We start from the raw sequence: 21,000 nt of genomic DNA on the forward strand, positions 1-21,000 counted from the left end.
ACCTGAACTCTGGATAAGGAAGAAAAGAAAAAAGGAACTAAGTGCCTGAGGCACGATCAAAGTTTTTGCTTAGAAAACAAAATCGTGGGGATCCTCAGGCTATGACTACTTTAGAAGAACTTTACTGCTGCGTCGATGATTTTTGCCAAAAATTTATGCCAATGTGGGAGCAACAGCTTATCGCAAATAACCAGCTTAAACGCCATCGCGCCACATCACTGTCTCTCAGTGAAGTGATAACTATCCTGATTTTATTTCACATGAGCCATTATCGTCATTTCAAAGGGTTTTATACGGAGTATGTACAACCCTTCCTTACCGCTGAATTTCCCGGATTGGTGAGTTATAACCGGATAATAACATTGAAGAAAAGAGCCATTATTCCTTTGTGCGCTTTTCTTTCTTCACGCAAAGTCAAATCACAGGGTATTGCTTTTATTGATTCCACCAAAATCGCCGTTTGCCATAATGCGCGTATTCCCCGAAATCAGGTTTTTGATGGCGTCGCAAAACGGGGAAAAACGAGCACAGGATGGTTTTATGGTTTTAAACTTCATTTAATCATTACCGATTGTGGTGAGATCGTCTCCGTCAAATTAACCCCGGGAAATACTGACGATCGCGAACCCGTTAAGGAATTGGTGAAAGAATTATCTGGACATCTGTATGGTGACAAAGGGTATTTATCACAGGCGTTATGCGATGAACTGAAAGAAGAAGGCATTACGCTCATTACCAACGTTCGTCGCAATATGAAAGCGAAATTTTTATCACTTTGGGATAAGGTAATGTTAAGAAAACGGTTTTTAATAGAAACCGTGAATGACCAATTGAAAAATATCTCTCAGATAGAACATTCAAGGCATCGGAGCATTGTCGGCTTTTTGTTGGAGGTGGTATCAGGCTTAATTGCTTATACGTTCCAACCGAAAAAGCCGAGCTTAGGTTTACGTGCTCAGGAAATCGCAATGCTTAAGCAGAGTTGAGGTTAATAAATCTAGCGGCGATAGTAATAGCAGAAAATGGTAGGCAAATATACCTATACCCTATGGATTTCAAGATGCATCGCGGCGGCAAGGGAGCGAATCCCCGGGAGCATAGATAACTATGTGACCGGGGTGAGTGAGTGCAGCCAACAAAGAGGCAACTTGAAAGATGACGGGTATAAAGGCTCGGAAAGCAACATAAGGTAATGCGGACAGTCAGTGCAAAGTGGTATTTGACTTGGGTTTCCTCCGATAAACAGGAGGTGAATAAGAGCCGGAGTCCAGAGGCTAATTGAACAAAACCTGTCATTAAGACAGATAACGTGTAGTAACGACCTGCACGGGTACCCGATGCAGAAAATAATAACCGGAAAAAGGGGAATCTCTGAAAGGTCGATGTCATTTGACCGGGACGGGATTACAGCAATAAATGAAAATTTCTCACGTAACAACTGGGGAGCTATCCCCATCTGAATATCCCATGAATGCGGGTAACACATTCATCAACAGAATGAAGCAGGATATTGGCCGGATAACGGCACATTACCGCCAGTGGCCGGTATGGATGATGTGCGTGTCTGTAGGGGCGCTCTTTTCCACCTCGGTATTTGCCGCTGCTACACCCAATTGGAACCCAAGTTGGGCAATCAAAGCTCTCGGGAATCCGGTGATAAATGGGAAAGACAACAACGGTAAGCCAATTCGTTACCCAGAAGTGGGTACCAGTACCTTATTGAATGTCTTTCCGACAGTAATAGATCATAATTTTCCAAAACCGATAGGAAAAGAGATGATGCTAAAAGACGGCATGTTCTGGGTTAGAGCACAATACAGACTCTTCAAGGTGCCACATGTGGTTACAGGTAAGTATACCTGTAAGATGGTTGCCAAACGTAAAGATAGATCTCCAGGGAAAGCCACAGTGACCCTCTATACGGATGCTATCGTTGTCAATCCAGACATCTACTGGTTCAAGGGAGACAAAAATGTTATGGAATCTAACGTGAACGACCTGACTTACACAGTAAACTGCCTAGGGACCGGATTTTCATGGGAGCGTAAACCCGAAGAGAAATTTGAATTGGAAAGTAAGTGGGAAAACGGGGTACCCTCAATTGAAATGCAAGACACCTGCAATTGGATTCATAATGTTGCTTTCTGGACACCACCAGACAACAATCCGAATAATAGGTTTAAAGACCCAGCCATCCAGAGATCTACTAGTACGGATAGTACGGGCAGTGCTAACCTAGCGAAGCCAGATCCCTGTGATAACCCAGATAATCTATCCGGGGTGAGAAGGGCAGATAGCCGCAATAAATAAAAATCGTTAATAGAACAACCGGGGAGTCATCCCCGGTTGAGCACTCGAAGTACATTGGAAATAGATAACCCGTTTCCATTAACGGTCAGTTTTTACGTAAACCATTTAAATATTACCATTCGAACATTAATTCCTCCAGACCTGCCTCATTCACGCTTAACCCTATTATTTATTTACTCGTTCGCGTTACTCTTTCAATACTTTCATTCGTATGACATCTCAATGTATGTGATATTTTCTTTACCGGAATACATCCGCCAGATTATCAACCAATCACTTTTTTCTACTATCTTTCTATGCAAATAACAGGTAATGTTATTCAGCGACAATATAAATCTGGCTTAACTCACAAGAGTAGGTTTTACCTTATCGATAGAAATACCGCCAGTAAAAACTGACGGCAGTAAGAGCTAAAATCCAATGAGGTAACGTGTAATGACAGCTTGCACGGGTACCCGGATACAGAAAATAATAATCGGAAAAAGGAGAATCTCTGAAAGGTCGATATAATTTAACCGGGAGGGGATTACAGCAATAAATGAAAACTTCTAAAGAATATTATGCTCATGAGTATAAACAACCTAGTCGACCTCAAATCACGAGTAATCCTCAAATCATAGACTGGGTTCCTGAAAAAGCCATTTTAGCTCTCGGAAACCCGAAGATATATGGGAAAGAGAATAACGATAAATTGGTTCGTTATCCGGAAAGTGGGACGAGTACCTTAGTCTTTCCTAAAGGTGATCCACATTTCGATTTTCCAGGGACACGTTTACCTGATACCGCAGTGTTAAAAGATATGATGTTCTGGATTAAAACGAAAAACCGAATCTTCATTGTTCCACATGTTGTTACAGGAAAGTACACTTGTAAGATAATAGCCTCCCGCAAAGATGGCCTGCCAGGAGAGGCCACCATAACACTTTATACGGATGCAATCGTTGAAAATAATGAGCCCCAATGGTTCAAAGGGGACAGTAACGTAATGGAGTCTAAGCTACTCGATCTGTGTTACGAAGTATCTTGCGAAGGAACGGGTTTTTCATGGCAGCGAAAACCTGAAGAGCAAGTTCAATTCGAAAATAACTGGGAAAATGGGGTGCCGTTAATTATAATGCAAGACAGCCAAGATAGCCAAAATGTGATCTATAGCCTTGTGCTCTGGTCTGCACCCGTTGATTTAAATCCCAATTTTAAAGATCCTGCCATCCTTTTACCCAATGAATAAAATAATAACCAGCAGAAACTAAGAGTAAAGGTCATTTATCTGGGATGAAGTGATAGCAACACAATGAAAATCTTTAACCAGACAACCGGGGAACAATCCCCGGTTGAATATCCAATGAATACGGATAATATACTGAGTTATCATTCACCTTGTTTTTTATCAATCTGAAATATCACAATATTCAATTCAAGTTATTATACTGATTTTCCAATAAAAATTAAAAAAGCGATAACTTCTCACTTCAAATGAGAAGTAAATAACCAATTACTGTAACTGTTAATATTTACACTAACTATTTAATATCATTACGTCGTGTTTAACTCTTCTGAGTCACATCATTCACGTTCAATCATATTATCCGTTTACCTTTTCATGTTATTCTTTCAATACTTTCATTCGTATAACACCTCAATTTATGTGATATTTTCTTTACTGGAATACATCCACAAAATTATAAACTGATCGTGTTTTTCTATTATCTTTTTATTCAAATAACAGGTAATGTTATCCAGTAGCAATATAAATCTAGCTTAACTCGCGATAAACCGATTTTATCTTATAGGTAAAAGCAAACCCAATATTAACCTTATTTAGGAGAGCCAATATGAACCAAAATGACCATCTCTCATCAAACATGGCTACCGGTGATCGTTTTATCAAGCAAAACCTAAAATCAGGAAGAGAAAGTAACTCTGGTGGCAATACCTCCATCGTCTCTATTGAATTGGCAGACGATTCGTTACCGGAAAATAACATTTCTATTAAATTGAAAACCGCCATGTTATTGCAAAATGGCAGAGTGATCACTTGGGGAAAAACCCGGTATGATACACAGGAAGTCCCGCCATCAATTGCCGAATTTGCCGAATCGCAAGGTATCGTCAGCCTAAGCGCAACACACTCTGCATTTGCAGCCTTGCAGGCAGATGGCCGCGTGTCTACCTGGGGTCCATTCATCAATGGCCTACTCCCCTCAGCATCAGTGGATAAGATGAAGAATATTGTCAGCGTGAGTTCAATTCCAATAAGAGATGTTTTCACGGGCCTGCGGGCGGACGGCAGCATAGTCTCTTGGGGAGCAGTGGATTTTTTAAACACGGCTCTGCCAAGAATGTGTGGATTATCGCTACACAATATCATCAGCCTAAGCACAACAGAGCAATCTTTTGCCGCCTTACGGGCAGATGGCAGCGTCGTCTCCTGGGGATTGGATTTTTTGCCAACCCCACCCGAAATTGCCGCATTAAAGGATATTGTCAGCCTACACTCAACAAATAATACTTTCGTGGCCCTACGAGCGAACGGCAGCGTTGTCTCTTGGGGTGTGGAAATTATCCCGCCAGAAATCGCCAAATTACAAGATATCGTTAGCATAACTACCAATTATGATTATGTCGCAGCCCTACGGGCAGACCACAGCGTCGTTTCCTGGGAAGATGATATGGGCAGTGGTCTAATCCCACCCCCCGAAATTGCCGCATTAAAAGATATCGTCAGCCTACACTCAACAACAGGTTCATTATCGCGATTTACAGGCTCATTTGCAGTCCTACGGGAAAACCGCAGTGTGGTTGCCTGGGGAAATATCGACACGGGTGGAACATTACCACTTAAGATTGCTCAACTGAACGATATCGTCAGCCTGAGTGTAACATGTAGTGCTTTCGCAGCTCTGCGGGCAGATGGCAGCGTCGTTGCCTGGGGACAACCAAGTCGCGGTGGTTATGTGCCACCGGAAATTGCTAAGTTGAAGGATATCGTTAGCCTGAGCGCATCAAACTCTGCATTTGCAGCCTTGCGAGCAGATGGCCGCAGGGCAGGTTGGGGAGGAGGAGATGCCGAAGCACATGGTGAATACGATTAATCAGTAAATGTGTCTTTTAGCAGGAGAGACGCTGGCCTGAAAATTGAGTTAATCCTCATAATCTCTTCACCTGTTATGAACGGGTTAACACACTGCGTTGACCGCCAGCAAATCGAATACCGCAATACAGGTGCTTACATCCTTTAAGCAGAAACCCAGTTTGACGGGGAAGAAATAGGTTTTGCGGCGCAGAATTCCTACAAATAAATCCGACACAGCCTATCAGGAGAGTGATATGAATCAACATAACGAGTTCTCATTCAGCACAGAGACCAAAGACACTTTTATCAAACAACGATCTGGAAGAAAAACTATCAGCTATGGTAGCAATGACGTCATAGACTCTAATGACTTTGGAACCGCCATATTATTACAGAATGGCCATATCGTTGCCTGGGGGGATACGCGCTACGGTGGCGAAATCCCACCTGAAATTGCTCAACTGAGCGATATTGTCAGTTTAAGTGCAACAAGTGGTGCTTTCGCCGCCTTGCGAGCCGACCTCAGCGTCGTTGCCTGGGGAGATGCGCGCTACGGTGGCAAAATCCCACCTGAGATTGCTGAACTGAACGATATTGTCAGTTTAAGTGCCACACAATACGCCTTTGCCGCCTTGCGAGCCGACCGTAGCGTCGTTAATTGGGGGGATGAGTTCTACGATGGCAAAACCCCACCTGATATTGCTCAACTGAACGATATTGTCAGTTTAAGTACCACACAATACTCCTTTGTCGCCTTGCGAGCCGACCGTAGCGTCGTTACTTGGAGCAATGAGTACTACAGTGGCGAACTCCCACCTGATATTGCTCAACTGAACGATATTGTCAGTTTAAGTTCAGCATATGATAGTTTCGTCGCCTTGCGAGCCGACCGCAGCGTTATTGCTTGGGCCGGTAGTTATAATTATGTCCCATCAGACATGGCTCAGCTGAATGATATTGTCAGTTTAAGTGCAAATAATGATGCTTTCGCTGCCCTACGGGCAAACCGCAGCGTTGTTGTTTGGGGAAGGAGTGATAAGAATGATGTCCCATCAAAAATTGCTCGGCTGAATGATATTGTCAGCCTAAGTTCGACAAATTCTGCTTTCTCGGCCTTACGGGCAAACCGTAGTGTCGTTGCTTGGGGAAATATAGATAATGGTGGCATACTCCCACTCGATATTGCTCAACTGAACGATATCGTCGGCCTGAGTGCAACAAATTCTGCTTTCGCGGCCCTGCGGGCGGACCGTAGTGTCGTTGCCTGGGGGAAGCCAAGTACCGGTGGGTTTATTCCGCCCGAAATCGCTAAATTGCAGGATATTGTCAGCTTAGACTCATCGGGGCGCGCCTTTACGGCTTTGCGAACAAATGGCAAACGAGTTGGCTGGGGAGGCGGGGATATTAAAGCACATGGTGAATACGATTAATTGCCGATTAAGCCATACTCTTTCATTGTAACCCGGTGACTGCTCCCCGCCGTAAAAAACGGCGAGGCTTCCCACTTCTCAGGCCGCAACCGTCTTTATGACGGATTTACGCTGGCCTCCGTGGGCAGAAACGACGAGTCCCGCCGCCTGTAATGCTGTTATGCCCTTGCGCTGGATGTTGATCGCCGCATTGATATCGCGGTCATGTTCGACTCGACAGAAAGGGCATTGCCAGATCCGCCCGCTCATGGACTGCCGCCAGACGTAATCGGGCCTTGCCGCGGTTAGCGCTGCCCTTTTAAGACAGTAAAAACGCTCAAAATAACGCGCTTTTTCATCTCAATGCGTCGGATATTATAGTGCTTCTTAAATTAATGATGTCATGCAGTATGAACTGCTATATCCAGCTTTCTATTTAACTGATGCAAAGCCAGTTCAACTATTTCAACCTTTGATGAATGTTCAACATCAAGAAGCCTATCAATCTGTGGCCCCTTTTGCCCCAACCGACGCGCAAGATCTGCTTTGCGTGTTCCTGTTTCTATCATTGCATTATGCAATGCCACTTTCATTACGACGAGAATAGGAAGACTGACGACGTATTCACCTTCCTCCAACACTGATGCTTCAGGTATAGGCCGACGTTCGCCTATTTCTATAGAAATAGCCGTAATCAACCCATCAATAGATTCGAGAAGCGCTTCATCCACTGAGTCACCTACCGAGTTGAATAAGGGAAGATCTCGACAACTAGCCACATAACTTCCCGTTTCTTCGTCATATTCCAGCTTTATGGGATAATTAAACATAGTACCTCCCTTGAAATTTAAAGCCCCAGATCCTTCATTATTTTCTTTCTCAATGGTTCCGGAATTTCTTTGGAACCATGATCGGGGAAAACCGACGATTTACCGTTTATGGATACCTTGCGGTGGCTTCCTCCACCTCTAGCCTTCTCAATTAAAACTCCTTGAGAAATTAGCCATCGGCGGAACTCACTGTATTTCATCCATGCCTCCTTTTCGACCAAGCGATGATGACACATAAAACAGCAAATACAACATTTTTGTTTCATTCAACAACAGTTGTGATAATACATAGAGCAAAATTTTAACTAAAGAAGTCAACCCCTTGGCGATACAAAATATCCATTGGCAATTTTTCCCTTAAGAAAATTTCGGCGGAAATGCATCGGCAACGCGACATGTGTGAATGGGTACGTGTATACTGTTATAAGAATTTTATTCTGCCTTATTTAATTATTATCCAATCAACCAAGATACCACCATGATCCAAGGCACGTTATATATTGTCTCCGCGCCAAGCGGAGCGGGTAAATCAAGCCTGATTCAGGCTTTGTTAAAGACTCAACCTCTGTATGATACTCAGGTTTCTGTTTCCCATACCACACGTGCAATGCGTCCCGGTGAAAATCAGGGTGAGCACTATTTCTTTGTCACGGAAGAAGTCTTTCGTCAGATGATCAGTAACCATGAATTTCTGGAACACGCCCGTGTTTTCGGTAATTATTACGGCACATCCCGAAAAGTGATTGAAGACACCCTTGCCAGTGGCGTTGATGTTTTTCTTGATATCGATTGGCAAGGAGCGCAGCAGATCCGCAAACAAATGCCCTTTGCCCGCAGCATTTTTATCCTGCCGCCGTCAAAAGAAGAGCTCTGTCGCCGTCTGCGCGGTCGAGGGCAGGATAGTGAAGATATTATTGAAAAACGCATGGATCAAGCCGTTGCAGAAATGGTTCACTATAACGAGTATGATTATTTAATCGTTAATGATGATTTCAATACTGCATTGGCCGATCTGCACACCATCATCCGTTCAGAACGCCTGCATCGGGAGCGCCAGGCACAACGGCATGATGCTTTAATCAGCAAATTATTGGCAGACTGAACCAAGTTTCAGTATGATGCCCAGTCATTTCTTTACCTGTGGAGTCGCACACATATGGCACGCGTAACTGTTCAAGACGCTGTAGAAAAAATTGGTAACCGTTTTGACCTGGTGTTGGTCGCCGCTCGTCGAGCACGTCAACTGCAAACAGGTGGTAAAGATCCTCTGGTTGCTGAAGAGAACGATAAAGTCACGGTTATCGCTCTGCGTGAAGTGGAAGAGGGCCTGATCAACGGTAAAATTCTGGACGTGCGTGAACGCCAGGAACAACAAGAGCAGGAAGCCGCAGAAATGCAGGCGGTTTCCGCTATCGCGGAAAGTCGTCGTTAATCTACGGTAGGTCTGCCTTGTATCTGTTCGAAAGCCTGAATCAGCTTGCCCAGAAATACCTGCCCGGGGCTCAGATTGAGCTCCTCAAGCAGGCTTACTCTGTTGCGCGAGATGCCCATGAAGGGCAAACCCGTACCAGCGGTGAGCCTTACATTACTCATCCTGTCGCAGTTGCCTGTATTTTGGCCGAGATGCGTCTCGACCATGAAACGCTGATGGCCGCCTTGTTGCATGATGTTATTGAAGACACGCCCGCCACCTTTCAGGATATCGCCCAGCCTTTCGGCCCTGTGGTTGCCGGGTTAGTCGAAGGGGTTTCCAAACTTGATAAGCTGAATTTCCGCGATAAAAAAGAGGCACAAGCGGAAAATTTCCGCAAAATGGTCATGGCAATGGTGCAGGATATCCGCGTCATTTTGATCAAACTGGCAGACCGTACCCACAATATGCGCACGCTCGGCGCGTTACGCCCAGATAAGCGCCGCCGTATCGCCCGGGAAACGTTAGAGATCTACAGTCCCTTAGCCCATCGTTTGGGTATCCATCATCTGAAAACGGAGTTAGAAGAGCTAGGGTTTGAAGCCCTTCACCCTAACCGCTACCGGGTTATCAAAGAAGTGGTAAAAGCGGCCCGAGGTAACCGTAAGGAGATGATCCAGAAAATTTTGTCTGAAATCGCAGGCAGGCTGGCTGAAGCAAATATCGAGTGCAAAGTCAGCGGTAGGGAAAAACATCTCTATTCTATTTACCAGAAAATGCACCTCAAAGAGCAACGTTTTCATTCGATTATGGATATCTATGCTTTTCGGGTCATCGTTAATAATGTTGATATCTGCTATCGGGTTTTGGGGCAGATGCACAGCCTGTATAAACCCCGCCCGGGCAGAGTCAAAGATTACATTGCCATCCCTAAGGCCAATGGCTATCAATCCCTGCACACTTCCCTGATTGGCCCTCATGGGGTGCCAGTTGAAGTCCAGATTCGCACCGAAGATATGGATCAAATGGCGGAAATGGGCGTCGCAGCACACTGGGCTTACAAAGAACAAGGTGAATCCGGTACAGCCGCACAAGTCCGTGCTCAGCGCTGGATGCAAAGTCTGCTGGAATTACAGCAAAGTGCCGGTAGCTCTTTTGAATTTATCGAAAGCGTTAAATCTGATCTGTTTCCTGATGAGATTTACGTTTTTACCCCGAAAGGGCGCATTGTGGAATTACCTGCCGGTGCCACCCCGGTCGATTTTGCTTATGCCGTACACACCGATATTGGTCACGCCTGTGTTGGCTCGCGAGTTGATCGCCAACCGTACCCATTATCTCAACCGCTTACCAGCGGTCAAACGGTTGAGATCATTACTGCGCCGGGCGCTCGCCCAAATGCGGCCTGGCTGAACTTTGTCGTCAGTTCAAAAGCCCGCGCTAAAATTCGTCAGTTGCTAAAAAACCTTAAACGAGAAGACTCCATTGGGCTAGGCCGCCGTCTGTTAAATCACGCGTTGGGTAGTGGGAAGAAACTGGTTGATATTCCGCCGGAAAGTATCAATAAAGAATTGACGAGAATGAAACTCTCGACAATAGACGATCTGCTGGCTGAAATCGGGCTTGGCAATACCATGAGTATCGTCGTCGCCCGTAATTTGCTAGGCGCGCCGCCAGAAAATACCACCAATACCTATCACAACAATGGCGCCCGTAAATTACCCATCAAAGGCGCTGACGGTGTGCTGATTACGTTTGCCAAATGTTGCCGGCCCATCCCCGGTGACCCTATCATCGCCCATATCAGCCCCGGCAAAGGGTTGGTTATCCACCATGAGTCTTGCCGTAATATCCGTGGTTATCAGAAAGAACCCGAAAAATTTATGGCCGTCGAGTGGGATCAAGAGATCAATAACGATTTCACCGCCGAAATAAAAGTGGACATGTTTAACCATCAAGGGGCGCTGGCAAATCTAACCGCCGCCATTAATGCAGCCAATTCCAATATTCAGAGTATGAATACCGAAGAGAAAGACGGCCGGGTTTACTGTGCTTTTATCCGGCTCACGACTAAAGACCGTATTCAGTTAGCGAATATTATGCGCAAAATCCGGATCATGCCGGATGTGATGCGAGTCAGTCGTAACAGAAACTAAACCGGATAGCTCGTGCAAATCAGCAGGTGAACAGCCAACAGCGCTATCTACCGGTGATGACGTCGCCGGATATGGGGCTGGCGGCATATCATCCTGGTTATCAAAGAACAGACCAATCAATACTGAATCAACCTCATCCAATATGCGGTCTAACCAACCCGCCCCATCCACACCAAACATCAATACCAGCCCGATAGCGATAAATAACAGTGGCAAGATCCATGTTCGGCACCAATACGCTAGCAGCATACGGGGATACCGCGAGTAGCGAATTTTGTTGCCCAATAAAAACCCACAGACGGCCAACAATATGATCCCGATAACCAGTACCATCCGACTTATCAGCATCCCATAAGGCATCACACACAGAACCGATAAAAACCCGTCTTCCATCATGTCCCGCCAGATAACCACATGAGTGATACAACTCAGGAGATAAACGGACCACAAGCCCGCTGCAAAAACCAAGTACGCATGTGATTAGCTTGTGATGATGTCCGGGAGCGCGTCGACTTCACCGTTTTCGTTACCGCCGCCTGACCCTTCTGGGGCATAGGTTCAACGACTGCCGTAACAATCAGCATCAGGCGACGACTTCCCTGTTTCTCACGAAAGAAGACTTTTTCACAGGCGATCACATCACGTCGCTCATTGTAGATATAATTCATCACATCTGTTGCCCGGCGTTCTGTCACTCGGAACACCTGGCTGATTTCACTTTTGGTAAATCCGCGCCCCTTCAATAATCCCCAATACGCGACTGCCATGTACAACGGTGTATCCTTCAAATGAGACAAACAGGCTGGCAGCCGAAAATCCCCATGATTACTTTGTTTGCCGGTAATAGTCTGACCTCCAGGCAAATCGGTCTGGCTGCCGCTTATCTGAAGCAGCATTGAATCATTAACATTGATTGTCATTTTACTCTCCACTGGTGACTAACGGGTCAATTTGTTACCACATGAGAAATGAAATAGTGTGATTTATTGAGACGAAGTACCTATGGCGGCTAAGCCACCATGCCATATTTAAATACCTTGCCAGCGCAGCGTTATTTCATGACTAGAGTTGCCTTCATAGACGTTTTGAACTCACCAGAAATCTTGGGGTCTATCGCCTTCGTTTGCCAAAGCTGCACAAGAAACTTGCTGAGAGAATGATGAGAATAATACACTACATTATTTTTAGTTTTTTTCACGGCTGACTTAGCATCTACAGTAAAAACCAGCACACTTTTAGGGTCAGCTGCAGAACCAAATGTTACTGGCTGACCAATCTGGTTGCCGCCTACAAGCTTAGTCTGTATGCCTAGAACTCGCGGCAACAGTTTTATCTCCAACGCGTTACCGAAGTCCTTAGTCCCCTCCGCCTTAGTGTCCATCACTATACTTTTACCATCAACACCTAGATGCTCGGTAGAAAAATTCACAATGGCTACGCCTGTATCTTCCTCATTGGGTGTATTGCATGCAACACTTATCAATAGATCATATATACCTACCGTTTTCCGGTGTAACTCTATTGGGAATATCGCGTCCGACGGCTCCCGGCGAATCTCTCCGAAATCAAAATTATTACTAGACTCACTTTCAAAAATACAAGCCGGAGGGGACATCACTGTTACAGGGTCTTTGATAGTCGGAAGAATTGGTCTAGACCACCACATAAAATCCCCTCCATCAATTAAAATACCCACAGGTGCATTAACATTCTGGGTTTCGAATTCAACTTTTTCATCGGCCTTTCGCTCCCATGAAAAATCTACCCCTTGACAAGACACATTAAAAGAAAGGTCACTTAGTTTTGCCTTTGCTACACTTTCATCATCCTGATTACCAGTAGTTCTCGCCTTGAGCGTTGATAGTTCAGAATAATTTGCATCTGGATATGGCTTATTAAGGCTCACCGTAAGGTGTACAATGGCTACTCCTGGACGACCATTTGTAAATTTGGCTTCAATTGAGCATTCGTAACTGCCTGAAACCACTCTCGGGACTTTAAAAATTTCCCCGTGCCCTGCTTTGATCTGGAACTTGACCTGATCCAACGTTTTACTACTACCCCACTTCATAGACAGTGTTGGAAACACATCTTTTAAGGTCGCTTTACCCGTTGCCGGATAAGTGATTATTCCGTCACTCCACTTTACCTTTCGAGCAGGCCCCAGAGCTTCAATGGCGCGATCAGCATTCCAATTTATTGTCGACGCGGCGAACAGTGTGGGAGAAGAAAAGATACCCACGGATAGGCATATCATCCCCACCCATATCGGCATCGGCCACCAGCGACAATGAACCACCATCCAACTCATATCCTGTTTTATCTTGTTAATAAATGTCTTATTCGTCTTCATCGGCTGCCCAACCGGGAGTAACTTCCCAGTTGTCCTGTTAGAAATTTTCATTCGTTGATACACCCCATCCCGACCAAATCACATCCGCCTTTCAGAGGGTCCTCTTCCTAATAATTATGGTTTTCCACATTAGGTTGTCAGTGCAGAGCCACAACACATTGCCTCATCTTAACGACAGGTTTCGTTCAATTGCCTCATTGGATTCCAGCTTTTATCTGCCTTCGCCTTTACCGGAGGAGGCCCCAGGTTAAACGCCACCTCGCACTGCCTGTCCGGTGTACTGCCCCACTTCACTTTCAGTACCCCGCTGGGTGGCATACCACTCAGGTACACTTGTCCACCCTCCCCGACTATCGCGGCCAGATTTGTGTCTGTATCCCCTTTAAGCCCCGCCATTGCCCCAAACGGCACGGGCTTACCGTTATAGGTCAAATTCATCAGCAACTGCTGCCCAATACGCACGGGGTAATCCACCATCACAACCGCGCCACTCGTCGGGAATACGTTCTTGCTACCCTGTGCCATGTCAGCCCCTTCCGGCAGCGATGACGGATCTAAACTGATACTATTACGGCTGTACGTCTGGGCATAAGGCACAACCGCATATCCCCAGCGATTAGTAGTCACCGAACTGGAATTCATCACACGAATACCTGCAACCCCCGATGTCCGCACTAATACAGCAGCATCACCAATACGCGATGCCAAAGTAACGCCATGCTGATGTGCAATCAGTCCTCCACTAAACCCGTAGTTCACACCACGTCCCCCCCATGAATCGTAGTTGTATCCCAAGTTGGCTTGCCCAAAGGAACCAAGATATCCCATTGACACTGATCCGCTGCGCCCTCTCCCTTTATTCGCCTGACTCTGCGATACGTTCCAAGACAGACTATTATCATCCAGCACCGATCCGCCTATGCCCAACTGGTTATTACTGCGTCCCGTACTATCACGGGAAAAACTATAGTTAGCATACGCATTATTCAGCGCCGCATAGGAGCCAAACAGACTCAGTGGAACGTTTACGTTCAACGAAATTTGCCGGTTCTCAGGCCAGTCACCGTTACCGCGCATGCGATCAATGCTGTAATTAAGCCCCCAGCCCACACGGTAGAAAGAACCATTCAATCCCATCGATAGTGTGGTGTTAGTTTTAGAGCTTCCCCAGTAGTTATCCCGCTGACCACTGAGCCACAGAGAATAGTTACCGGGCAATGACTGGCTCAGTCGCATCTGCCAACTACTGCGTCGCCGCTCAGACATCCAAGAAGGGAGTTCTCCCCAAACACTGTAGCCTTGAGTATTCGCATCCGAAAAACTCAGGTAATTACGTGTGGAATAGCGGTACGCGGTTAAATCCACTGTCGTGCCAGTGGTCAGCATACTTTTCGAATATTTAGCGCGGTAAGATTCCCCACGCAGGATGTCAGGCGTATTTTGTAACCGGGTCCGGGAAGTCGTGATATCCGCAGATAATGCCCCCATCATACCCAGAGAGAGCCCAGTTCCCAGCGCCGCAGATTGGTACGATTGCGCCACCAGGCCACCACCGTATAACGTGACGTTACCAGGCAGACCGTAAATCATCGAGGCCATACCAAACACCGGCTTACGTATGCCGCTGCCATATCCACTACTGTAATAACGCCCGGCTGCCACTTCGTACTTGAATTGCCCCTGCCGCAACATCATAGGCAGACTGGAATAGGCCTGAGTGAACCCATGATGAGTACCATCGGCCTCAGTTATCGTTACCTGTAAGTCTCCCCCGACACTGCTGCCCACCAAGTCTGTGATACGAAATGGACCGGGTGCCACGTTGGTTTGATAAATCACACTGCCATTCTGCGTCACCGTAATCTGAGCATTAGATTTAGCTATCCCACTGATAATCGGCGCAAAACCACTCAGCCTGCCGGGCATCATCGGGTCACTGGTGGCAAGCCCAATACCACGATAAGGAAAACCATCAAACACCTGACCTGCCACACTACCGGTCGAGGTATCCCCTATCGTCAGATCACTGCGTAACGCCACCACGTCCCGCTGCAAATAGGTTTGCTGAAAGTTCCAACGTTGCTGGGATTCGGTTGTTTTTTTCACTGCGTCATTGAATGAGTCATACCGGTTATAAGTTTGAGTGTTATAAGAATAAGTAGCCGTATTACGAAGACGCCAGGCCCCCAGATTCAATCTAGAATTGAAGCTACCGAACAGACTCTGATTAGTCTGTTTATTACCAAATTGTGAGCGCTGATTCTGGCTGCCATTGATGCTGTAGTTCAGTAAAAAAGCCGGAATGCCCTCCTGCCATAACTTCGGATCAACCAGGCCATTCGTTGAAGGCTTCATCGCTATTTGGGGTACGCTCACATTCAGCTGCATCTGGGAAAAGTTCAAGCGGGCCGCCGCTTGGGGAATCAATTTACCCAACGGACTCTCTATCGGCTTATCCACCGGCAATGCTTTCAATGCTGGTATACCGCTGATATTAACACCAGCCGCTTCCAACAAATCTGGGGTAAGTACCGGCGTCAGCTCGGCATTACCCTCGCTATGACGCTGGAACGTAATATCACGCGTATCAAAAAAAGTACCATTCACGTAGATATCAACACGGTAAGTTCCCGGCGCCTGACCTCCTACGGTCTCAAACTGTGATAAGTCTACCGGTTGACCGGAATTCGAACCAAAGTCCAATAAAGCCGGATCAAAATAATCACGCGCTGTTGCCTGAGCGCTCCATCCCGTCAGAAATGCCAGCATCACCCGACAAAAAACGAGAGACCCCCCCATTTGGTGCTTTGATAGGGTAAGAGAAGTAAAAATACCTTGATTTACACAACGACAACAAGTAGACGGCCGTTTTGAACGACGGCTTATTGCCGGAATCAACACTTTCATTCTTAATTGCCATCTCTTATTTAACATATAGAGGTTCATTGCTCATATCTATTCTGTCGATATCTTGCAACATCGCTATTGACCACTGCCGGATACGGCAATAGATCTACTCTCTTCATCAGTGTCTAACCCAAACTCATCAATAGCACGCCACGATACAGTGACATGACTACCAGGAGACACTTTACCCGCCGGCAGCGACCAGCTCTGCTGACCAAAGGGTGGCACCATCCTAAACAAATCCTTGCCCGGTACGGCAAACGAACTTACATGCAAAGTCTGCAACGTTATCCAAAACGGTGACGGATTAGACAGCATCACGACATCCTCTTTTACTGACGCACTTAACTGTTTCACCGCACCGGCAACCCCCTTTTCTGGTAACCCTTCAGGACGGTAGAACAATTTCACCGCCAGAGCTGTCACCATTCTCATCTTGCCAGAGTCATCTTTAGATACTGGTAATTGTTTCTCAGAAGGCAACATAAGCAGATTCAGAAAGAACAGAGATTCTCGATCTTTCGGCAAAACCCCACCAGTACGAAGGATTTTCAGCACCTGCCGTTCATCTGCCCCCACCTTCGCAATCGGCGGAATAACGATAAATGGTGCCTTAACCCCCAGCGGTAAACCGGTCTCTGGGTTTAGTTCTCGTACGATTGACTGAATGAGATAATTGTTGTCGCTGTTATTAATGAGTGTCGAAGAGACTCCGTTGCTGGATGATTCAGGATAAATCACACGAGCGTCATCGAGATACAACCCCTTCAGACTCTCTGCTGCCCTGAGCGGCAATACCGGTAATATTATTGCCAGAACACATGACACAGTTATAACGATCTGTTTTATTGAAATATTACGCTCCACCATGTCATGCTCTTCCAATTTCAAAATATAAAAACATACTTAGTCGGCCCGTAACGTACCGCTCTGTAGTCTACTCACTCCACCGGCATCGGTGATCATCGACCATGTCACTTTACTTCCCGCCGTACCTGCCAAGGAAAAAGTCATCTGGCCGAAAGGGGCCAACATTGACGGGGCTTTGTTAAGATCTACTGCCTTGCCATCAAGTTTCAATTGGGCAAAAGTCTGGTAATACGGTGTTGGGTTAGTCACTACGACAGTATTGCCTGCTCGTATAAATGTCAGTCGGCCATAGGCCTGCTCCGGTGTCATCGGCAGCTTATCTGGCCGGTAGATAAGTTTAATATTCATCCCCAGCGCAATAGACAGAGATGCTCCAATCTCTCCTGGTTTTCCATTGCCATTGGCCTTGCTCTCATCTAGTGTTTTCTTCGCCGGGATCGCATTAATACGAAAACGAAACAGAGACTCTCGATCAGCTGGGAAATCACCACCAGTACGTATAACACGCATCACGTTCAAGCTATTACCCTCCATGCGAAACAACGGAGGCAACACGGTAAACTCCGATGAACGGGTATTTGAGTTATCTCCCGGAGTCACAGCAGCTTGTATTAGATACACCTCATCGCCTGAATTCTGCAATGACATGCTTTGCACCTTGTCGCCCTGATGATAAATAATACGTGTCTTCCTCAACATAAGACCCGCATGTGCTGGTGACGATGCCATAACCGCCCATATCGCCAGCATTCCCATGACTATCATCTTTTTCATATATCCCACTTCATCTCAGAGAATCAGACAAAATCCCTTGAATACACCCGGCTTAACGCCATCTACTGATACACAAACTCAAAATGTATCTTCACATCCGCAACTCCTCCGCATAATACATTGGTATCGTTACTCTCTGTTTTGCAGGTTACTGGATTATTTGTATCGCCCAGACCTCCCACATACGCCCTGAACCTCCTCATTGTTCCCTCCAATTTCCCACCATTTCCTTTTACACTGTCTGAGAGGTCTACCCTATACGGATCAGTCCCCTTCCTTACCTCTACAAACTTGCTAGTTCCCTCGTCGAATAACCTAACCCCTACTCCTTTAGTACTGTTGTTAACAACATCACTGTCATCAGGCATGAAAAGCTCCCGATCTGTTATGGCAGGCACATCACTCCATATGTAGAAAGCGGGTTTTGATTCGCCTAGATCACAGTCACTAAACATAAAGTTCAGTTCCACGGGATCTCTTGCGATATATTTGCTATTTCTGAGTTCACTGGCATAGACCGGAGCGAAATCATCATTATAAAACCCGGCAAAGCTGGACCCATTCACACTCAACACACAGGTCGGAGGCAATAACATGCCTCTGAAATTGATTGTACGCTCCGTATCCGTATCCGCCTGCACTGGAAAAGTCGTCACACAACCGATGGTCCATCCAATCAGCATCATGAAGAGCAACACATATTTTGCCCTGCTGTGATATGTCATTAATTCACTGTTTATAAGATTGCTATTTTTCGTTTTCATCTAACTCTTTCCGCCTCTCCCAATTTTTATCATCCGTGATAAATCACACCTCACTGATAAGAATATGTAAATGTGACGTGCGCAATCAGCGTCCCGGGTTGAATAACCTTACTATCTATTCCACGTGCGATTGCTACCATTACATACATCTCAGCACTGCCCTCATCAAATTCAACCTGGAACGGGAACTCCATTTCCTGATGATTGATTGACAACTGATCATTCAGCCCTATTTTCTTCTTCTCATTTTCTTCGATTAAAATAATAAACCCCAGCCCCTCAGAGGTACCAGAATCACCGGAACTAGGATCACTAAATATCACACCATGTTCAGCGTCGATGGTATTTCCAGATACAGTGATCTTGGGTATAAGGCCGAGACTCCCCGGATCGCCACAATTCGTTAATTTCAGCTTAAATGACTTGGGGGCTGATACATTCCCTTCATGACTAAACTCCGCCGCCAGCAGGGAACCAAAATTCAGCTCCGAACCCTTCATATCACCACCACCGATCTCTATGTCACAAGGATCAGGATAAACACTTACACGCAGCTGTACGTTTACCCCACTCGTGATCGTCGCTGGGTACTTGGGCTTGGGGTCATCAGCCATGACGCTGCTTGCCAGGAACAGCAGAACCATTACAGAACTCCAGCAGAAGCAGCGCATCACAACCTGCAATACCGGGTTTCTACCCTTGGTCAGGAAGGTCGACGGGTCATTCAGCCTGCTTTTTTTTTGTTCTGTCGCTGTCCCAAACATCGTGCTCACCTCAAATTAACCCTATCACTCTTCTGTTAACGCGATATCACGCTGCAATGCCGATACATCAACGATAATTAAACGTAAACGTCAGTGTAGCCTTGATTTTTCCTGCCTTTTTGCAGACCGCTACCGTCTGCCCGCCTGCCAAAGCACATACCAGTGAAAATTTCACCGGCACAGTAGGCGTTTTATCGTTTACGATTGTACCTTTATTAGCCAGATGAAAAGGTTCATCGTCCTTTAAATCTGGGGACCATTCTGTTCCACTAAACTTCTTCAATTGCACAGTGATGCCCACTGCCATTGAAGCTTCGTTTTTTTCATCTGCTCCTTTATCACGAAACAAGCTCTTATCATTCGTACCAACATGATTTCCGGTAACAGTAATCGTGGGAGTAATACTGTTTCTATTGACCACACTCGTGCAATTTCTCAGCGTAATCTGAGTTTCCCTGTTAACTTTTCCTAATACCAAGTCTGCAAACTGCACTATGCCCAGCTCGATATTATTGCTGTCCACAATGACATCACACGTGCCTTGAGTAATTTCAGCCTTAAATGTGGCCCCGGCAGAATTCGCTGCCCACAAGGGACCAGAAGAGAGCCACAGAACCCCACCCATGCCTAGGTAACTCAGGTATCTCTGTATACGCTGAACCCTTGAGATACCGGCTTTACTGAATTTCACCATCGAAGTTCTCTCCACCGCCGAGATCGTTGATCACCGCCCATTCCACTTTCTTTTTGTTCTGATTGTTCTGAGCGGGATAAACATGGGTGCTGAAAGGCGCCAGCATTTGCGGATGACTGTCAGAAAACTTCACCGGCACCCCATCAACTTTGATCTGGGTAAAGCTGATGTGATAAGGCGAATTGTTACTGACTTGAACGCCACCGGGAGCATGGGTAAAGCGCAGCGCTTTGTATGCCAGCTCTGGTGTACCCACCAACCCCGTTGGCCGATAAAATAGTTTGATCGTATTGCCGATGGCATAGGCCAGCCCACCCGAAATCTTAGCGCTTTCAGAGCGCTGGCCCGGAGCATTACTACCGGGAATGGCAGAAGCATTAAAATAAAAGACGCTCTCCCGGTCAGTCGGCAACTGACGGGTATCACCCAAGATGCGCAACGTATTGGTCCCTTGAGGGTCCAGACGGAATAAAGGAGGCGAGACATAAAATGGTGTTTTACCCTTGCCATCAACGGTGGAGCTGATTTTAGCCGTCACCAAGTAAGGGATATTAGTTGTCGTATTACGCACCGAGACTATTGCTTCAGCTTTATCCTGTAAAAAAACAATGCGTGTAGCGTTGATGCCAAACCCGCCTTCAGCCCAGCTCTGTGACGCAAACAAAAATATGCCCAAGACGAGGCT

At 46.2% G+C, this 21,000-nt stretch carries 20 protein-coding genes and 1 pseudogene; 8 read left to right on the forward strand and 13 right to left on the reverse strand.

Annotated features, from left to right (window positions below):
- Positions 1-101 precede the first annotated feature (101 nt).
- The 5 genes from AACQ83_RS17390 (at position 102) to AACQ83_RS17410 (ending at position 6,813) form a co-directional block, all read left to right on the forward strand.
- On the forward strand, positions 102-986 hold the full coding sequence (locus tag AACQ83_RS17390) for an IS982 family transposase (RefSeq protein WP_112879929.1): 885 nt from the start codon (positions 102-104) through the stop codon (positions 984-986).
- Between the two features lie 430 nt (positions 987-1,416).
- Positions 1,417-2,310: a hypothetical protein gene (locus AACQ83_RS17395; RefSeq protein ID WP_240000842.1), complete on the forward strand. Its 894-nt coding sequence runs from the start codon at positions 1,417-1,419 to the stop codon at positions 2,308-2,310.
- 538 nt (positions 2,311-2,848) lie between these two features.
- Positions 2,849-3,538, forward strand: a complete 690-nt coding sequence (locus AACQ83_RS17400) for a hypothetical protein (protein WP_112878895.1) — start codon at positions 2,849-2,851, stop codon at positions 3,536-3,538.
- Between the two features lie 604 nt (positions 3,539-4,142).
- A complete protein-coding gene (locus tag AACQ83_RS17405) occupies positions 4,143-5,402 on the forward strand; it encodes an RCC1 domain-containing protein (protein WP_112878896.1) in 1,260 nt (419 codons plus the stop codon).
- Positions 5,403-5,637: 235 nt separating this feature from the next.
- Positions 5,638-6,813: an RCC1 domain-containing protein gene (locus tag AACQ83_RS17410; RefSeq protein ID WP_112878897.1), complete on the forward strand. Its 1,176-nt coding sequence runs from the start codon at positions 5,638-5,640 to the stop codon at positions 6,811-6,813.
- A 78-nt stretch (positions 6,814-6,891) separates the two neighbouring features.
- Here the strand turns inward: AACQ83_RS17410 and AACQ83_RS17415 are convergent.
- The 3 genes and pseudogenes from AACQ83_RS17415 to AACQ83_RS17425 form a co-directional block, all read right to left on the reverse strand.
- Positions 6,892-7,053: pseudogene (locus tag AACQ83_RS17415) on the reverse strand (zinc ribbon domain-containing protein); the annotation flags it as partial.
- A 140-nt stretch (positions 7,054-7,193) separates the two neighbouring features.
- A complete protein-coding gene (locus AACQ83_RS17420; protein WP_112878898.1) occupies positions 7,194-7,622 on the reverse strand; it encodes a hypothetical protein in 429 nt (142 codons plus the stop codon).
- A gap of 17 nt (positions 7,623-7,639) precedes the next feature.
- On the reverse strand, positions 7,640-7,822 hold the full coding sequence (locus AACQ83_RS17425; protein ID WP_036778383.1) for a type II toxin-antitoxin system HicA family toxin: 183 nt from the start codon (positions 7,820-7,822) through the stop codon (positions 7,640-7,642).
- A gap of 278 nt (positions 7,823-8,100) precedes the next feature.
- On the opposite strand from AACQ83_RS17425, the gene gmk reads away from it, so the two are divergent.
- Genes gmk through spoT form a run of 3 tightly spaced genes read left to right on the forward strand, consistent with a single transcriptional unit; the run spans position 8,101 to position 11,189 of the window.
- The gene (gene gmk, locus AACQ83_RS17430) at positions 8,101-8,724 is read left to right on the forward strand and encodes a guanylate kinase (protein WP_112878899.1); all 624 of its coding nucleotides are present in this window, start codon (positions 8,101-8,103) and stop codon (positions 8,722-8,724) included.
- Positions 8,725-8,778: 54 nt separating this feature from the next.
- Positions 8,779-9,054: a DNA-directed RNA polymerase subunit omega gene (rpoZ, locus tag AACQ83_RS17435; RefSeq protein ID WP_011144672.1), complete on the forward strand. Its 276-nt coding sequence runs from the start codon at positions 8,779-8,781 to the stop codon at positions 9,052-9,054.
- Positions 9,055-9,071: 17 nt separating this feature from the next.
- A complete protein-coding gene (gene spoT / locus AACQ83_RS17440; RefSeq protein ID WP_112878900.1) occupies positions 9,072-11,189 on the forward strand; it encodes a bifunctional GTP diphosphokinase/guanosine-3',5'-bis pyrophosphate 3'-pyrophosphohydrolase in 2,118 nt (705 codons plus the stop codon).
- On the opposite strand, the gene AACQ83_RS17445 is transcribed toward spoT, so the two are convergent.
- The 10 genes from AACQ83_RS17445 to AACQ83_RS17490 all read right to left on the reverse strand — a co-directional run bounded on the left by AACQ83_RS17445 (position 11,121) and on the right by AACQ83_RS17490 (position 20,979).
- The gene (locus tag AACQ83_RS17445) at positions 11,121-11,582 is read right to left on the reverse strand and encodes a hypothetical protein (protein ID WP_146747915.1); all 462 of its coding nucleotides are present in this window, start codon (positions 11,580-11,582) and stop codon (positions 11,121-11,123) included. The genes spoT and AACQ83_RS17445 overlap by 69 nt on opposite strands.
- A gap of 35 nt (positions 11,583-11,617) precedes the next feature.
- Positions 11,618-12,109, reverse strand: a complete 492-nt coding sequence (locus tag AACQ83_RS17450; RefSeq protein WP_112878902.1) for a CaiF/GrlA family transcriptional regulator — start codon at positions 12,107-12,109, stop codon at positions 11,618-11,620.
- A 131-nt stretch (positions 12,110-12,240) separates the two neighbouring features.
- Complete coding sequence (locus AACQ83_RS17455) at positions 12,241-13,542, reverse strand: hypothetical protein (protein WP_146747916.1); 1,302 nt, start codon at positions 13,540-13,542, stop codon at positions 12,241-12,243.
- A gap of 168 nt (positions 13,543-13,710) precedes the next feature.
- Positions 13,711-16,449 carry a fimbria/pilus outer membrane usher protein gene (locus AACQ83_RS17460; protein WP_240000843.1) on the reverse strand — a complete coding sequence of 913 codons (2,739 nt, stop codon included), beginning with the start codon at positions 16,447-16,449 and terminating at the stop codon, positions 13,711-13,713.
- Between the two features lie 75 nt (positions 16,450-16,524).
- Positions 16,525-17,319 (reverse strand): fimbrial biogenesis chaperone, encoded by a 795-nt coding sequence (locus AACQ83_RS17465; protein ID WP_112878905.1) that lies wholly within the window; start codon positions 17,317-17,319, stop codon positions 16,525-16,527.
- Between the two features lie 36 nt (positions 17,320-17,355).
- Positions 17,356-18,093, reverse strand: a complete 738-nt coding sequence (locus tag AACQ83_RS17470) for a fimbrial biogenesis chaperone (RefSeq protein WP_228956793.1) — start codon at positions 18,091-18,093, stop codon at positions 17,356-17,358.
- 62 nt (positions 18,094-18,155) lie between these two features.
- Positions 18,156-18,857 (reverse strand): fimbrial protein, encoded by a 702-nt coding sequence (locus AACQ83_RS17475; protein WP_036846193.1) that lies wholly within the window; start codon positions 18,855-18,857, stop codon positions 18,156-18,158.
- A gap of 50 nt (positions 18,858-18,907) precedes the next feature.
- Entirely contained in the window at positions 18,908-19,621 is a 714-nt protein-coding gene (locus AACQ83_RS17480; RefSeq protein WP_112878906.1) for a fimbrial protein, read from the reverse strand.
- A 67-nt stretch (positions 19,622-19,688) separates the two neighbouring features.
- On the reverse strand, positions 19,689-20,315 hold the full coding sequence (locus tag AACQ83_RS17485) for a fimbrial protein (RefSeq protein WP_240000844.1): 627 nt from the start codon (positions 20,313-20,315) through the stop codon (positions 19,689-19,691).
- A complete protein-coding gene (locus AACQ83_RS17490) occupies positions 20,299-20,979 on the reverse strand; it encodes a fimbrial biogenesis chaperone (RefSeq protein WP_240000845.1) in 681 nt (226 codons plus the stop codon). Before AACQ83_RS17490 ends, AACQ83_RS17485 begins: the two co-directional genes overlap by 17 nt.
- Positions 20,980-21,000 lie beyond the last annotated feature (21 nt).

Source organism: Photorhabdus sp. S10-54, assembly GCF_963878145.1.
Taxonomy (GTDB): Bacteria; Pseudomonadota; Gammaproteobacteria; order Enterobacterales; family Enterobacteriaceae; genus Photorhabdus; species Photorhabdus kayaii.

Excerpts from the sequence above, each read along its gene's own strand:
- AACQ83_RS17465 (WP_112878905.1), bottom strand. The coding sequence starts at position 17,319 with ATGGTGGAGCGTAATATTTCAATAAAACAGATCGTTATAACTGTGTCA.
- AACQ83_RS17485 (WP_240000844.1), bottom strand. The coding sequence starts at position 20,315 with ATGGTGAAATTCAGTAAAGCCGGTATCTCAAGGGTTCAGCGTATACAG.
- gmk (WP_112878899.1), top strand. The coding sequence starts at position 8,101 with ATGATCCAAGGCACGTTATATATTGTCTCCGCGCCAAGCGGAGCGGGT.
- rpoZ (WP_011144672.1), top strand. The coding sequence starts at position 8,779 with ATGGCACGCGTAACTGTTCAAGACGCTGTAGAAAAAATTGGTAACCGT.
- AACQ83_RS17390 (WP_112879929.1), top strand. The coding sequence starts at position 102 with ATGACTACTTTAGAAGAACTTTACTGCTGCGTCGATGATTTTTGCCAA.
- AACQ83_RS17395 (WP_240000842.1), top strand. The coding sequence starts at position 1,417 with ATGAAAATTTCTCACGTAACAACTGGGGAGCTATCCCCATCTGAATAT.
- AACQ83_RS17405 (WP_112878896.1), top strand. The coding sequence starts at position 4,143 with ATGAACCAAAATGACCATCTCTCATCAAACATGGCTACCGGTGATCGT.
- AACQ83_RS17450 (WP_112878902.1), bottom strand. The coding sequence starts at position 12,109 with ATGACAATCAATGTTAATGATTCAATGCTGCTTCAGATAAGCGGCAGC.
- AACQ83_RS17480 (WP_112878906.1), bottom strand. The coding sequence starts at position 19,621 with ATGTTTGGGACAGCGACAGAACAAAAAAAAAGCAGGCTGAATGACCCG.
- AACQ83_RS17400 (WP_112878895.1), top strand. The coding sequence starts at position 2,849 with ATGAAAACTTCTAAAGAATATTATGCTCATGAGTATAAACAACCTAGT.
- AACQ83_RS17425 (WP_036778383.1), bottom strand. The coding sequence starts at position 7,822 with ATGAAATACAGTGAGTTCCGCCGATGGCTAATTTCTCAAGGAGTTTTA.
- AACQ83_RS17475 (WP_036846193.1), bottom strand. The coding sequence starts at position 18,857 with ATGAAAACGAAAAATAGCAATCTTATAAACAGTGAATTAATGACATAT.
- AACQ83_RS17455 (WP_146747916.1), bottom strand. The coding sequence starts at position 13,542 with ATGAAGACGAATAAGACATTTATTAACAAGATAAAACAGGATATGAGT.
- AACQ83_RS17445 (WP_146747915.1), bottom strand. The coding sequence starts at position 11,582 with ATGGAAGACGGGTTTTTATCGGTTCTGTGTGTGATGCCTTATGGGATG.
- AACQ83_RS17420 (WP_112878898.1), bottom strand. The coding sequence starts at position 7,622 with ATGTTTAATTATCCCATAAAGCTGGAATATGACGAAGAAACGGGAAGT.
- AACQ83_RS17460 (WP_240000843.1), bottom strand. The coding sequence starts at position 16,449 with ATGAAAGTGTTGATTCCGGCAATAAGCCGTCGTTCAAAACGGCCGTCT.
- AACQ83_RS17410 (WP_112878897.1), top strand. The coding sequence starts at position 5,638 with ATGAATCAACATAACGAGTTCTCATTCAGCACAGAGACCAAAGACACT.
- AACQ83_RS17470 (WP_228956793.1), bottom strand. The coding sequence starts at position 18,093 with ATGAAAAAGATGATAGTCATGGGAATGCTGGCGATATGGGCGGTTATG.